Origin of the sequence: Photorhabdus sp. S10-54 (genome assembly GCF_963878145.1) — a bacterium.
Classification (GTDB): Bacteria; Pseudomonadota; Gammaproteobacteria; order Enterobacterales; family Enterobacteriaceae; genus Photorhabdus; species Photorhabdus kayaii.
This window is the reverse complement of sequence record NZ_CAWNXG010000011.1, coordinates 64,346-78,089: the sequence shown is the minus strand read 5'-3', so window position 1 is coordinate 78,089 and position 13,744 is coordinate 64,346. Positions and strand designations below refer to the sequence as shown.

Below are 13,744 nucleotides of genomic sequence, written 5' to 3'. Positions count from 1 at the left end.
TTATCTATATATTATGGGATTTGCAACAGGCAGCTAAAAAAGGAGACGGTACAATGAACCCTATTGATTCATTGTGTGCAGGGTTGGATATGTCAGCATTTGCAGAGCGTCTTCGTTTGTTGCGTGAGGCACGTAATTTAAGTCAGGTTCGGCTGGCTGAACTATTGAGAGTTGATCCGCGCGCTTATAATCGTTGGGAGAAAGGCGCGAGTGCGCCGCATCTGGAGACGGTTATTAAGATCGCGGATGTGCTCCAGGTCACGATAGATGAACTGGTTGGCCGCAAGGCTATATCGGATGAAGTGAAGATCCGCAACCACACATTACATTCCTTGTGGCAAAAAGCGGACCTGTTGCCAGATACCGATCAACAAGCGTTGATCGTGGTACTTGACAGCTTTGTCAAGAAAGCAATGGTTGAACAGGCAATGGGATTTAACAGTACTAAGCGTTGAGATAGCGCGGCAGGGTGAGTTCGCACCTCACGCCTGCCGCTCACCACAAGCAACTAAAAGGGTAGTTACTATGGCTAAGGCGCATTCTAAAGCAGAAGCGGCGGTAAATAAAGCCGTGAAAACAGAACGTTATTACACGGTGGGTTATGTGCCGAACGGGAATAAGGTCAACAATGCCACACCGGCGATACATCTTAAGGGGCAATGGCTTAGGCAGGCGGGGTTTAATACGGGCGGCCAGATTACGGTGAAGGTGATGGACGGTTGTCTGGTGCTCATTCCTGACAGTGAAGCCACCCAACAACAGCATCAGCAGTACCAGCGACAACAGGCTCAACTGCGGGAAATTAAGCAGCAGATGCGGGCGTTGATAACCGGTTTTGTGGGTTAAGGGGAGCGCATGAGATGACGATAGCCATTGAACATTTACAGGACATTCAGTTAACCCACATTGAAGCACTGGCCTTGGCCCAACTGGTTAAGCGGCTGTGCTGGTCTGAGATACGCGCCTGCGCGGTGAATGACGAGGAAGCGTATCAGATTAAGGATGCGATCGTTAAGCTTCAATCCGCTCTGGCTTACCGTGGGTATGCGCCCCGCTAGATCATAAAGAAGGCCGGAAGATCTTTCCGGCCTGTTTTTATAGTTGTGATTAGTTAGTTAATTCAAAGAACCATTCAATAAAAGAATTAAAGTCTTTCCATTGTGGTTTTAATTTCCCATCAGAAAAATCTTTCATTGCTTGTCCTAAACTCAATTCTAATATTTCACCTGTTTTCCTATTATAAAAAAAACCATACTCTCCCTCGAAACTATCTAAAGGAATATATTCCTCAGGTAGATTAAGAGACTTATGCATTCTTTTTACATCTAACATATAGTTAGAGTTAATTATGAACCAACAGATTTGATAAATTTCACGATTTCTACTGTAAAATGTTGGTCCATCTTCGGCGTGTAAATAGAACTGAGAAAAATCAGATTCCAGATTAATATCTAGGTTAATCAAAGTATTATGATATTCTTCGGTAACCTCTTCGTACCACCATCCTTGATTCTTAAGATGCTCTCTTACTTTGTCAGATAACATGTTTATATCCCACATTTTCTAGGTTTTCTAATCTTCAATTCAGCTTCGGCTCTGTTTCGCCAATATGCATCACGATCTATATTAAATTGATCTCGATTAACAGGGTTAATTGGATGTGCATTCGGCAAATGTGGATGAAGCGCTTTAGTTCCATAATATTTCTGATGAGTATCAGCCGAAAGTTCAAATAATGATCCTAATCCGTTTTGTTTGGAGTGATGTAAATTTATCTGTGAATATTTACCATTCTTAACAACAAAAGGACTTTTACCTTCTAATGCTAAATCAATATTTGTTTTTATTCCATTTCTTGTATTAACAGGCAGATCCCAATCAATAGCTTGCTGGTAAACAGTATGGGTACTTCCAGAAGGCGCGTTAAAAATAGATGGTGTAAAGAAACCACTTAGCCCCAGAGGGTCAATCCAGTTTGCCGGGTTAGGCACATACGCATAGGGATTCGGACCCCCTGCCAGCCCAATCGGGTCTTCGGCACTATCCCGACGCCATCATACTCTTTAGGCCACTTTTCCCTTTGATTTAGCAGCCTTTTTCTCCGCCGCTTTTTCCCACCCTGTTAAAGAGCATGCCAACTCGCCCCGACGGGCATTTTGCCGATGTTAGCGCATTTTTTCCCCGACGTCAGCACCGGGTTGAGGCCCCGTTTTCCTGCCGGAACCGGGTTTTATCGGGAACCCGCGACGGCGGGGCAGCTTGTCTGCGCCGCTGACGCGGGTTGGCCGGGTGCGGGCCGGCGAGGCCCGCAGGTGAAGCTTTTCTGCGGGGAAGCCCCTGGGGGCTGCACGGGGCGGAGATGGCGAGCACGGGAACGAGCAAGGAGCCTGCGACTGCGAGCCGGGCGCAGCCAGTGCAGCGGGGTTGGGGCGGGGGCAATAAACCGCGGCCAGCTCGCTGGCCTGCTTTCAGGGCTGTTGACCTTAACAGGCTGACCGGCAACAGTTTCAGGTAGATTTGGGTGCCGGAGCCGCCACGGACGGCGGCGACTGCGGCGGTGGATTTTAGCACTGATACTGACAGCAGCGGGTGAGCGAGCGAACCCGGTGCGCCTCTGGGGCTGAGAAGCTCACCCCGGCGGCCAGCCGCGCACCGTTGTTGAGGTAACCGCGCAGCGCCCTTGGGTGGGCGGCGCCGACATAATGTTTCGTTAAGCGTGGCGGGCCGTTCAGGCCCATTGCGCTTAATGCCACATTATGTTGAATGGCGGCTGACCGGCAACGACTGTCACCGAGAACGCCGGGGTTCAGCGCCGGGCGGCCGGCATTTACTGCCGGGCACGCCGAAGGTAGGGAGGCAGTCTGTGCGCAGGGACGCGCACAGTCTGCCTTTCACCTTTTCCACTCGATTAACAGAGAGCTTGCTAACTTTCGGACTGTCCAGCCGCACTGAGGTTTCAGACCGGCTTCGGGCTGTCCGGCTGGTCGCTATTTGCCTGCTTATCGTCTGGCGGCGTTGCCTGCTTTGACTGCCGTTCTGCCGGGTGGGTCTGCTCATGCACTTTCTTTAAGTGACCGATAGCCACCCGCGTATAGATTTGGGTGGTTTCCAGCTTCTCATGCCCCAGTATCGCCTGGATGTGTCGGGTGTCTGCGCCGTTCTCTAACATCTGCGTCGCCATTGAGTGCCGGAACAGATGACAGGCCCCCGGTTTAGTCAGCTGCGCCTGTTTACGGATGCTGTCGGCGGCTATCTGGGTTAATGTGCCTCTGGCCAGCCCCCGGCCTTTCCTGGTGATAAACAGGTGACCGCTGTCTCCCCGGCGCGTTAACTGGGGCCGGACACTGAGCCAGCGACTTAACCAGTGCAGCGCCTGTTCGCCGATGGGCACCACCCGGTCTTTACCGCCTTTACCCTGTCTGACCATCACCACGCCGCGCCCGAAGTCCACTTCGCTTAACAGCAGGTTCGCCACTTCCATCCGCCGGATACCGGTACTCCACAGCACTTCAAGGATAGCCCGGTTTCTCAGGCCCGTGAGTGTGTCGATACTGGCGGCGGCTAATACCGTGTGGGTTTCGTCTTCATTCATCACCTGCGCCGGCAGCCGTTTTTCTTCTCTTGGCAATACCATGTTATCCGTCGGGTTATACAGGATATGGTGACGTTGCAGCAGCCAGCGGAACCACTGACGTAAGACACTCAGGCGGTCCCGCTGACTGCCCGGGCTGTAGGGCTGGCCGTCCGCTTTACGGTGGCTTCTCAGCCAGCGCTGGTAACTTTCCAGCAACGGCAGGCTGACCTGCGGTGCGGTCATGACCCCGCGTGCTTCACACCAGCTGATGAACGGCAACAGCCGCTCTTCGTAGGCTTCCTGTGTCCGTTCGCTTAAGCCCTGTCCCTGCACGGCTTCCAGCCAGGCCGCCAGATGCTGGCGTAAAGTGGCGAAGCGGGCCGGTATGGCGTCGGGTTGACCGTGGGTCTCCGTCACCGAGGGGCGTTTTTTTCTGTCTGGCGCGGCCAGTGTTGCCGCCGGGCTGGTCGGGATAGCGTGCTGTTGCTGCAACCAGTCGAACCACAGGCGTAAGGCGCGCAGGCGTCGGCGCTGACTGTCCGGCGTATAGGACTGACCGTTGGCTTTGCGGTACCGGGTCAGATATTGCTGCCAGTTTTGCAGTAACGGCTCGGTTACCTGAGCCGCAGATATTACGCCCTGTTCCTGACACCAGTTGACGAACGGTGACAGCCGTTCATGACGGGCGGACTGGCTCTTTTGACTCGCTCCCTGCAACAGCAGGTTATCCAGATACGCGTCCAGATGCTGGCGCAGGGTCAGCCGGGCAGGTTCAGATTGACGTTTAACGGGTGATGACATGATGGGATTTCCTGTAGGGAACAGCGGTTATTGTTATCGGTGTGTGATACGTCACTCCGGTACGATGGCTTGATTTTTAAGTGGCCGAAACAGTCCTTTTCTGTCTGCCCAGACTTGCGAGTTATTCAACCCTTTGCTACTGCGGCTTGCAGCCGGTTTTGGCGAACCAGACTTGACCCCGACTTGGGGCAGACTTGACCCTGACTTGCCTTCATTTGAGCCAGACTTGCACAAGTCATATTCACACTTTCCTGTATCCGGCTTTCGGGTTCGTTGATGAAGGGGGAGTACGGTACGACGGCCTGATTTTTAGGAGGCCGGAACAGTCCTTTTCAGGCTCGCCCGACTTGTGAACCATTCAGCCCTTTGTCACTGCGGCTTGCAGCCGGTTTTGGCGAACCAGACTTGGCCCTGACCTGGGGCAGACTTGACCCCGACTTGCTTTCATCCGAGCCAGACTTGCACGAGTCATACACACTATTGGCATCCTGATTTTCCGGTTCAATCAGACCGCACAGGTGGGCTTCCTCCGTTTTATCGCCATCCCATAACAGTTCATATTGCAACAGATGGCCGCGGCTGCCGCCATGTATCAACAGATATTCCATGTCGCTTAAGCGCTGACAGTGGAGTTTAAGCTGGCTGTCACTCCAGTGGGTATAACTGCGGATATCCCGGCGGGTAAAACGGACTGCGTTCACCGGGCGTTGCTGCATTGCCGCCGTCTCTTTCACCATTGCCTGTATCAGCAACAGCAGCTTACGGGTCTGTGGCGGCATCTCATCCAGCGTGCGGCCTAATATCTCGTGGGCCAGCCGGTTGGCTAAGCTAATATCTTCTTTGGTCACCTCGATATAGTCCAGCCGTTTTCCCCGGTGCTCGACGGTTTTCACTGCCCGCTGATACTGATGCAGCAGGGCGATACTTTGTATCAGGGTGAGATATTTCATGTGGTCGCGTCGGGTGCGGGTTTTATCGCTCATGAACGTTAATTGACTGGCGAACGGATTCACCACATTCAGCGGACGTAACAGCCGCTGGGCGTTCTGATGCAGGTCGGTGATATAGGTCTTTTCATTCTCCGCCAGTAAGCCTTCGAGGGTCTGCTTATGGCGCTGCAACGCGTGGATAGCTTCGGTTTGTTCCCGCGATTCGTTCACGGTCAGCACCAGACAGCGGTTTAACAGCTCTTCATCGACATCAATCGCCGTGGTGGTGAGCATCAGCATCACCGGCCCTTTCACCGTGTACTGTTTGGTCACCAGATTCCCGCTGGCGTCGTCTTTACCGGTGCTGGCAATGGTCAGTTCGCCGTCGCTTTGCAACAGTTTGAGCGCATAGGCGGCCTGCCGTACCCCTTCCTCTTCGGCAATGGCTAAGATTTTATGCTGGAGATTGGTTTCGCCCAGATAGAACAGGCTCTGGCCGGTCATGGCGCTGTATTGCAGCCGTTCTTCTTCCGGTATCAGATTGAGTACGGCATCCATCAGTGAACTTTTCCCGGCGGCGCTACTGCTCTGTATCAGCACGGCCAGCGGACGGTCCAGCTTGCGACTGACCGCCGCTAAGTAACCGGCCAGCAGGTTGGTGCTTTCCCCCACGACGCCACAGGCGGCTAAGTCAGCGGTGATGCGTTCACTCAGTTTCGGGTCTTGCAGCAGCGCCAGCGCCGCTGCCCGCTGGGCTTCGCTCAGTTCGGGAACCGGCTGGGTTTCGGTTTGTTCACCGACACCGGCCTGTTGACACTGTTCCAGTACCAGCAACACCTGCCCCAGCGCCCGGCGCAGGTCGCCTTCGGCCAGCCCCAGTTCGGTGGCGGCCAGCCGCGCATACCCGCCCCGGCTGCGGGCGCTCATCATGTCCACGCTGTCCGCGAACATCACGCCGCTGTCGGTATCAACGACCTGAACATTGACCTTCATCACTGCCGCTCCGGCTTTCACCTGTGACAGGCCCCGGATACCCCACTGTTGAGTGCCGAGGGTGAGGGATATCTCGCCGTTAGCGCCGGTTTCCCAGACCACATTCGGCATTGACGGCAACGCGGCTATACCGGCGGCTAAGGTGCTGACCGTTTCCGGCACCGGAACCGGCTGATGTTCAGCCAGTGCGGCCCGCTCTGTTGCGGTGGTGGCCTGTATCCCTGCCGCCGCCTGCATCGGCACGGCACTGTCCAGCAACAACCCGAAGGCCCGTTCCGGCTCGGCGACCTGACACAGATAGCCGTTGGCATCCATGCCCTCGGGGAACACCACCCGGAACACGGTAATGCCGTCGGCGGTCAGTTCTGCCGCCAGTTTCACTGCGGCCTCATTGCCTGCCGGATCGTTGTCGTAGGCGATCAAGACCTGTTTAACGTTATGCCGCTGAAACGCCTGCCGCATCTCATCGGTGAAGCCGTTCACCCCATAGGCGGCGGTGACATGGCGGTGACCGGCTACCCAGAACGACAGGGCGTCGATCAAGGATTCACAGAGGATGACCGCCCCTGAACTGATCAGCGCCGGCTCATTCCATATCCCGCCATGTGCGCCGGGAAGGTACAGATGCAGCGGCGTTCCGCTGCGTAAGCGGTCGGTGATTTTGCGCCCGTAGATCTCGCGGATCTGATCGTTCGGGTCGATAACCGGTATCACCAGCGAACCGGTAAAGTGCTCGTGCCCGCTGTCGCGCATAATCCCCACGGCCCGAAGACGGGCGCGGATCTGTGCGCCGGCCTGCACGGCCTTGATGGGCAGGCGATAGGCTAACGTGCGGTTGGCAAAGCCCAGTTTAAACTGGGCGACTAATTCCGGGTGGTTGAGCCGCCGTTTTTCCAGATAAGCCAGGGCTTCGGGGGCATTCAGCAGCGTATGATGGTAGAACCCGACGACCCGACTGAGCAGCGCCTGCCGTCCGGCGTCATTATCGGCCAGCATGGCGGGTTCATCCGGTTGCACCAATGGCACCACCGACGGGTTATCCCCCAGTTCCCCGCGTAACCGTTCCACGGCCCGGCGCAGACTTAAGCCCTCCGTTTTCATCACCCAGTCGAGCACGGAGCCGCCGGCGTCACAGCCAAAACAGTGATAGAGGTTTTTTGCCGGTGAGATAACCATTGACGGGGTTTTCTCCTGATGGAACGGGCACAGCAGCACGTAATCTTTGCCGCGTTTAAAGAGCTGTCGCCCCTGTTGCTCCACCACGGCGACTAAGGAGACCGCAGCTTTCAGGTGCTGTAATTCGGCTTCGGGAATGCGGGCCATAAAAATGTTCCTTTCAAACCCTTGTCAATAGACATATATGTAGATTATATTATCTATATATTATGGGGTTTGCAACAGGCAGCTAAAAAAGGAGACGGTACAATGAACCCTATTGATTCATTGTGTGCAGGGTTGGATATGTCAGCATTTGCAGAACGTCTTCGTTTGTTGCGTGAGGCACGTAATTTAAGTCAGGTTCGGCTGGCTGAACTGTTGGGAGTTGATCCGCGTGCTTATAATCGTTGGGAGAAAGGCGCGAGTGCGCCGCATCTGGAGACGGTTATTAAGATCGCGGATGTGCTCCAGGTCACGATAGATGAACTGGTTGGCCGCAAGGCTATATCGGATGAAGTGAAGATCCGCAACCACACATTACATTCCTTGTGGCAAAAAGCGGACCTGTTGCCAGATACCGATCAACAAGCGTTGATCGTGGTACTTGACAGCTTTGTCAAGAAAGCAATGGTCGAACAGGTAATGGGATTTAACGGCACTAAGCGTTGAGATAGCGCGGCAGACAGTGAGTTTGCACCTCACGCCTGCCGCTCACCACAAGCAACTAAAAGGGTAGTTACTATGGCTAAGGCGCATTCTAAAGCAGAAACGGTTGTAAATAAAGCCGTGAAAACAGAACGTTATTACACGGTGGGTTATGTGCTGAACGGGAACAAGGTCAACAACGCCATACCGGCGATACATCTGAAGGGGCAGTGGCTGAGACAGGCGGGGTTTAATACGGGCGGCCAGATTACGGTGAAGGTGATGGATGGCTGTCTGGTGCTGATTCCAGAGAGTGAGGCCACGCAACAACAGCATCAGCAGTACCAGCGGCAACAGGCCCAACTGCGGGAGATTAAGCAGCAGATGCGGGCGTTGATAACCGGTTTTGTGGGGTAAGGGGAGAGCATGAGATGACGATAGCGATTGAACATTTACAGGACATTCAGTTAACCCACATTGAAGCACTGGCCCTGGCCCAACTGGCTAAGCGGCTGAACTGGTCTGAGATACGCGCCTGTGCGGTTGATGACACGGAGGCCTGGGTTATCAAGGCCGCGATAGGGCGGCTCCAGTCGGCACTGGCGTGCCACGGGTATTCACCACGGTAAGAAAGAAGCCAGCCGGAAGCGATCCCGGCTTTTTACTGTTTCAGGGAGAAAACAGAGTAAAATAGCTAAAATATAGCCTATGTATATAAATAACTTTCCAAAATGGTGCTACACCTTATCTACTAACAACCCTATGTATAACAATGGATTGAAGAAAACCACGTGTAGCGGAATTATGAAACCTTATTTATTTGCTATGAGTCTTATATTTTTCTGTATTATTTCTTTGTTTGTCTTCTTATTTATTTTATATTTTTGTGTTTTTAATTTATATATTTAATATATAACATTAACCTGTAAAATATTTATTTTAAGCATAAAAATAACAAAGCCGGAAAGATCACGTGGAGCTTTCCGGCTTTTTAAAATGGACAAGCCAAATAATTCAGGCTTGTAATATGTAAGCGAGTTTATTTGTTACATACCATTTAATATTTCATCTAGCCAACTACTATTTTTCCTTTCACACTTTATATTGCCGACAAAGAAAAATAGATTATTGTTTTTTATATCTAAATCATATTTAAAATTAGGGATGGCAAAAAGATAACTTATTTTATCTATCTTGTTTTCTTTCAATTTTATTGAAACTGGTTGGATTATAAAATCAAAACTTGGATCTAGGGCAGAATTATCTTCTCTAGATATTTCGCCTAATTCACCTTGTTCTTTTCCATACCAGATAACAATTGCATGATCATAATCTATGAAACTGTTTTTCAAATTAAAATCATGCTCAAATTTGCATCCTTTATCCATATCAACAAAACTATTTAAAATGGATGTATAGTCAGTTGAAGTTGAACACCAAACAGCGTATTGCTCTTTCATAGTTATATCCACCTGCTGTAAAAAGGCAAATCAAATTGGCCAAAAGGAAGTCGTTTGCTAGACCATTTCCTTACGGCTTCTAAATATCCATTGATGTCTTTTGCATTATCGGCTATTGCTATCAGTTCACGGTGAGCTAGTGAAGATTGAGGTGACACACCACCAGTATGAGGGATCGTATGCGTTCCCATAACGCCCTTATCATCCAAGAATTTAACTTTACCTGTAGGAGTTCTCCATTTCATATATTCATTAAATGTTACCCCCATTTCCTTGAATTTATCAGCTCGGGATACTGGTAACCACTCATGGAATCCGCCATCTTTAGAGCCTCCATTTTTGCGGAGGCGATCTTTTATATTGTCTCTAAATTTAGGATTATCCCAAGCCTTCATAAATTGCTCTTGGGTTGAGTTATTCCAGAACTTTTCAAAGCCTTTTTTACCTCTTCCCCAACTTCTCAAATATGCACTACATCCAGCCAATCCATGAGGATCAACCCATCCTGTGGGATTTTTGACATATGCATACGGATTCTCGCCACCCCAGAGGCCCGTTGGATCAGGACTGAGATAACACGCGGCTTCCGGTGAGTAAAAGCGGTACCGATTGTAACAAAGCCCCGACTCTTCATCCCATAACTGCCCGGCAAACCGGAGGCCCGGATCGAGTTGCGGGTTCTCGCCCGGTCCGCTCAGCCGCAGCCCGTACAGGGACTGCTTCGGCCGCCGCCAGACCCGTTTCCCTGCCGGGTCAAACAGCGCCAGCGGTTCCCCGGTCGGCGCGCTGACCGCATACCGGGTCTGTACCGCCCCGGCCACCAGTTCGACCCGGTTGTCCAGATTGAGCGTAAACTGCTGCGTCTGCTGCGCTATCAGCTCCCAGCCGTCAAACACCAGATGGCGTATCATTTTCAGCCGGCCGTGCTGATACTCGCGGATTTCCGCCGGCACATCGCCGTCCCATAAATACGTGGTCAGCTTACCGGTCTGGATACACCGCTTTTCCGTCCGCCGTCCGAAGGCATCATAGCGATATTCCCACCGGATGTCATCCGGCGTGACAAGCCCCGTCAGCTGGTTCTGGCTGTTCCACCGGTATGTCGTCAGCGCCGGCCGGTAACCTTCGGCTAAAAACTGTTTCTCCCGCACACGTCCGGCCCGGTCGTAGACAAACCGGTGCGAGCCCACCCAGTTCAGGCGGTGGCCCTCCTGATAGAGGGTTTCCCCCATAATCTCCTGCGCCCCGTCAAACCGCCTCGACGGGTAACCGGCGGCGTCATACTGATAATGCTCCCGCAGTGTCCGACCTTCCCCCACCGACATCACCTGGCCGTTGCCGTTGAGAAGATAGTCCAGCTGCTGCCCGTCATCACTGGCTGCCGTCAGGTTCAGCGTCGCATCATATTCATACCGGCGCGCCACCCCCGCATAAGCGGGCCCGGTAATTTCTTCCAGTTCAGCCGGCCGGAAGAAATGCGGGTTGCGGCCCGCCCGCTGCGCGGTCAGTTGCCCCATCAGGTTATACTGCTGACGCAGAATAAATCCCCCTTCCACATAACGTCCCGTATCCCTGCCGGCGTCATCCCGCTCTATGGTCAGGGGCGTCTGATTGTCCAGCGTCAGCCTGATTAATTCGCCCACCCGGTTAACTTCCAGCCGGCTCTGCCAGTGGCTGAGGCGGGTCTGCCCGCTAAACCGGGCGGGGCCGGTCGGCTGTGCCGTTTCTCCGGTGAACAACTGCCGCTCTGCGGCGCGGTTATCCGGGTAGTGACGCTGAATTTCACCGTGCGGCTGGATTTCCCGCACTATCCGGTCCTGGTCGTCGTATTCAAAATGCAGGGCGCTGTCCGGCGATTCCACCGTTAACAGTCGTCCCAGGATATCGTAGTGGTAACGGGTCTCTCCTTCCGGGGTGTGCAGGGCTGTCAGCCGGCGGGCCGCGTCATAGTCATAGCGGGTGAGGTTCTCTTCTCCATCCCGTTTCTCAATGCAGTTCCCCGACAGGTCATAACGGTAGTGCCACTGCGTGCCGGCATAATCCTGCTCGGCGATAACCCGGCCATCCGCATCCAGTGTGTAGCTGTAGGTTTCCCCCTGCGGGTTAATCACCTGCGTCAGTTGCAGCGTGTCCGCGTCGTAACGATACTGCCAGCGATGTCCCTCGCCATCCCGCCGGGCGACCGGCAGGTCAAACGGGCCATACTCCACCTGCCATTTCACGCCGCGGGCATCGGTCCAGCAGGTTAAGTTCCCGTGGCGGTCGTGGGTGAAGTGCTCCGGATGGTTATCCGGCCGGTCGCTGACCGCAACCCGGTGATGGCGGTCGTAACGCCAGCGCCACAGCGCTCCCGCTGCCGTCAGGCTTCGTAACCGGTCCTGACTGTCATAACCCAGCCTGACAGTCCGGTTTTCCTCATCCAGCACTCTCACCAGCCGCTGATGCTTATCATATTCCTGTGTGCGGCAGTTGCCGTCGGTGTCGGTTTCTGACGTTACCAGCCCGAAAGCATTGCGGGTGAGCGTGGTTTTCCGGCCGTCCGGCGCAATAAATCCGGCGGGCTGGCCCTGCTCATCATATAAAGGCAGCCAGGTACGTTGCAGCGGGTCGGTCATGCCGGTCAGTTGCAGGCTGTCAGCATCATAGCTGTATTGCCACACGGCGCCGGTGGCGTCGGTCAGTGAGGTCACCCGGCCGGTATCGGCCAGCCAGGTCAGCGTCAGGGTTTCCCCCATAGGTAATATCTGTCTGACCAGATTGCCCCGGCGATCATATTCATAGCGGGTCGCACTGCCGCGCGGGGTGTGGATTTCTGTTATTAACTGCTGGTCGTTGTAATGCCAGGTGGTGGTATGCCCCTGCGGGGTGGTGGAACGGGTTATGCCGGGCGCATAGTCCAGGCGGACCGGATAGAAGCCGCCGGCGCCGATGCTGTCAGTACAGCGTCCTTCACTGTCGTAGCGGTAATCCACCCAGGTCTGGTCGCCGTCAGACCAGCGGCTTATCAGGCCCTGTGCGTTATATTCATAGTACAGGTGGAAATTCTGGGCGCTGTCTGCTTCTGCCAGCCGGCCATCATCATGGTAGTGATAACGGGCCATCACTGCCTGTAACCCTTCATCGGCGCGGAGAATCTCTGTCAGTTGTCCGCGCCGGTTGTAACGCAGCATCAATACCGGTCCGTCACTGTGGATAACCTGCGTCAGCTGACCGCCCTCGTTATAGATAAAGCGCAGCCGGTTGTCATACACATCCCGGTGTTCCGTCAGCAGCCAGCGCCGGGACGCCTCTTCTGAGGCGGATGACGGATGGGGCCGGGCAAAGTATTTGCTGACCGGTGAGTCACGGTGGCGGAGGATGTAACCCTGCTCGCCCCGGCTCAGGGTAAAGTCCGGGTGGTCCGGGTTGGTGCTGTGTGTATAGGCAGGGGGTAAGGCAAAGTAAAGCGATGCTCCTTCGGTGGTGCGGATTTCTACCCGGTCACCGGTCGTCAGGGCGCATTCGGAGAAGCTGTCCGTCCAGCCCGGCCCCAGTAAGCCCTGTTCCCCCGGCGCCCAGCTGCGCAAAAACACCAGCGGCAGGGTCTGACCGAGAGCGATATCGGTCCGCTGGTCAAACAGCTGGCCGGTGGTGACGTCAATCGGGTCGCCGGTAAAGAATTTTTTAGTCGCTTCCCGGTAACGTTTTGCCCCCCGGGTTTCTCTGAAAGCGGTTTTGGCACAGCAGAGAGTTTTACCCGATAGTATCTTTCCGGCATGCCGGACACCGGCAATGGCCCCGCTGACCACCTTTGCGCCGGCCTGTCTGGTGAACAGTTTACCGAGCCCTTTAATCGCCCCCCGGGAGGGCGGCACCAGAAATTCAACGGCTATCAGTATCGCCCGTTCCCAGGCCGAGAACTCTTCGGCGACCTCCAGGTAAGTGCCCTGACCGGAGCCGATAAATACCGTTTTGGCGCCGGATTTAATGGTGGCGCCACACACCAGTTTGTCATCCACCCGGGCTGCGGGAGAACCGTTAATAAATACGGTTTCACTGCCCTGGGCAATCAGGGGCGGCGCAGGGTGTTTGCTACAGGCAGCGATATCGGCTGTGGCCCTGGCAGCGGGTTTGCCTTCGATAAAGACATTGGGGGAGCCACTGGCCAGTGCGCCGCTCGGCGGGCCGACGCTGTTCACCATTTT

13 protein-coding genes and 1 pseudogene are annotated in these 13,744 nt (G+C 54.2%); 7 read left to right on the top strand and 7 right to left on the bottom strand.

Translation table 11 applies throughout. The annotated features are described in order from the left end of the window. The first annotated feature begins 53 nt into the window (after positions 1 to 53). The 3 genes from AACQ83_RS08505 (at position 54) to AACQ83_RS08495 (ending at position 1,058) form a co-directional block, all read left to right on the top strand. Entirely contained in the window at positions 54 to 455 is a 402-nt protein-coding gene (locus tag AACQ83_RS08505) for a helix-turn-helix domain-containing protein (RefSeq protein ID WP_036846045.1), read from the top strand. Between the two features lie 70 nt (positions 456 to 525). Next, positions 526 to 846 carry a SymE family type I addiction module toxin gene (locus tag AACQ83_RS08500; RefSeq protein WP_036846042.1) on the top strand — a complete coding sequence of 107 codons (321 nt, stop codon included), beginning with the start codon at positions 526 to 528 and terminating at the stop codon, positions 844 to 846. A 14-nt stretch (positions 847 to 860) separates the two neighbouring features. Then, positions 861 to 1,058, top strand: a complete 198-nt coding sequence (locus tag AACQ83_RS08495; RefSeq protein WP_112879880.1) for a DUF7706 family protein — start codon at positions 861 to 863, stop codon at positions 1,056 to 1,058. Between the two features lie 49 nt (positions 1,059 to 1,107). Here AACQ83_RS08495 and AACQ83_RS08490 read toward each other — a convergent pair whose 3' ends face one another. Both AACQ83_RS08490 and AACQ83_RS08485 read right to left on the bottom strand, forming a co-directional pair. Then, positions 1,108 to 1,545, bottom strand: a complete 438-nt coding sequence (locus AACQ83_RS08490) for a hypothetical protein (protein ID WP_112879879.1) — start codon at positions 1,543 to 1,545, stop codon at positions 1,108 to 1,110. Between the two features lie 2 nt (positions 1,546 to 1,547). After that, on the bottom strand, positions 1,548 to 1,991 hold the full coding sequence (locus AACQ83_RS08485) for an HNH/ENDO VII family nuclease (protein WP_240000745.1): 444 nt from the start codon (positions 1,989 to 1,991) through the stop codon (positions 1,548 to 1,550). 140 nt (positions 1,992 to 2,131) lie between these two features. Between AACQ83_RS08485 and AACQ83_RS08480 the strand changes: the two genes are divergently transcribed. Then, positions 2,132 to 2,275, top strand: coding sequence for a hypothetical protein (locus AACQ83_RS08480; RefSeq protein WP_155416485.1), 144 nt, complete (start codon positions 2,132 to 2,134; stop codon positions 2,273 to 2,275). A gap of 681 nt (positions 2,276 to 2,956) precedes the next feature. On the opposite strand, the gene xerC is transcribed toward AACQ83_RS08480, so the two are convergent. The 3 genes and pseudogenes from xerC to AACQ83_RS08465 form a co-directional block, all read right to left on the bottom strand. Continuing rightward, positions 2,957 to 3,961: a site-specific tyrosine recombinase XerC gene (xerC, locus tag AACQ83_RS08475; protein ID WP_240000754.1), complete on the bottom strand. Its 1,005-nt coding sequence runs from the start codon at positions 3,959 to 3,961 to the stop codon at positions 2,957 to 2,959. 105 nt (positions 3,962 to 4,066) lie between these two features. Continuing rightward, a pseudogene (locus tag AACQ83_RS08470) lies at positions 4,067 to 4,375 on the bottom strand (site-specific integrase); the annotation flags it as partial. Between the two features lie 332 nt (positions 4,376 to 4,707). After that, entirely contained in the window at positions 4,708 to 7,620 is a 2,913-nt protein-coding gene (locus tag AACQ83_RS08465) for a CHC2 zinc finger domain-containing protein (protein WP_112878172.1), read from the bottom strand. A gap of 102 nt (positions 7,621 to 7,722) precedes the next feature. On the opposite strand from AACQ83_RS08465, the gene AACQ83_RS08460 reads away from it, so the two are divergent. The 3 genes from AACQ83_RS08460 (at position 7,723) to AACQ83_RS08450 (ending at position 8,729) form a co-directional block, all read left to right on the top strand. Beyond that, positions 7,723 to 8,124, top strand: a complete 402-nt coding sequence (locus tag AACQ83_RS08460) for a helix-turn-helix domain-containing protein (protein ID WP_112878171.1) — start codon at positions 7,723 to 7,725, stop codon at positions 8,122 to 8,124. 72 nt (positions 8,125 to 8,196) lie between these two features. Then, positions 8,197 to 8,517 carry a SymE family type I addiction module toxin gene (locus AACQ83_RS08455; protein ID WP_112878170.1) on the top strand — a complete coding sequence of 107 codons (321 nt, stop codon included), beginning with the start codon at positions 8,197 to 8,199 and terminating at the stop codon, positions 8,515 to 8,517. A 14-nt stretch (positions 8,518 to 8,531) separates the two neighbouring features. Beyond that, the gene (locus AACQ83_RS08450) at positions 8,532 to 8,729 is read left to right on the top strand and encodes a DUF7706 family protein (RefSeq protein ID WP_112878169.1); all 198 of its coding nucleotides are present in this window, start codon (positions 8,532 to 8,534) and stop codon (positions 8,727 to 8,729) included. A gap of 417 nt (positions 8,730 to 9,146) precedes the next feature. On the opposite strand, the gene AACQ83_RS08445 is transcribed toward AACQ83_RS08450, so the two are convergent. Both AACQ83_RS08445 and AACQ83_RS08440 read right to left on the bottom strand, forming a co-directional pair. After that, positions 9,147 to 9,560: a hypothetical protein gene (locus AACQ83_RS08445; RefSeq protein ID WP_112878168.1), complete on the bottom strand. Its 414-nt coding sequence runs from the start codon at positions 9,558 to 9,560 to the stop codon at positions 9,147 to 9,149. A 2-nt stretch (positions 9,561 to 9,562) separates the two neighbouring features. Next, entirely contained in the window at positions 9,563 to 13,741 is a 4,179-nt protein-coding gene (locus AACQ83_RS08440) for an RHS repeat-associated core domain-containing protein (RefSeq protein WP_240000744.1), read from the bottom strand. Between the last annotated feature and the right edge of the window lie 3 nt (positions 13,742 to 13,744).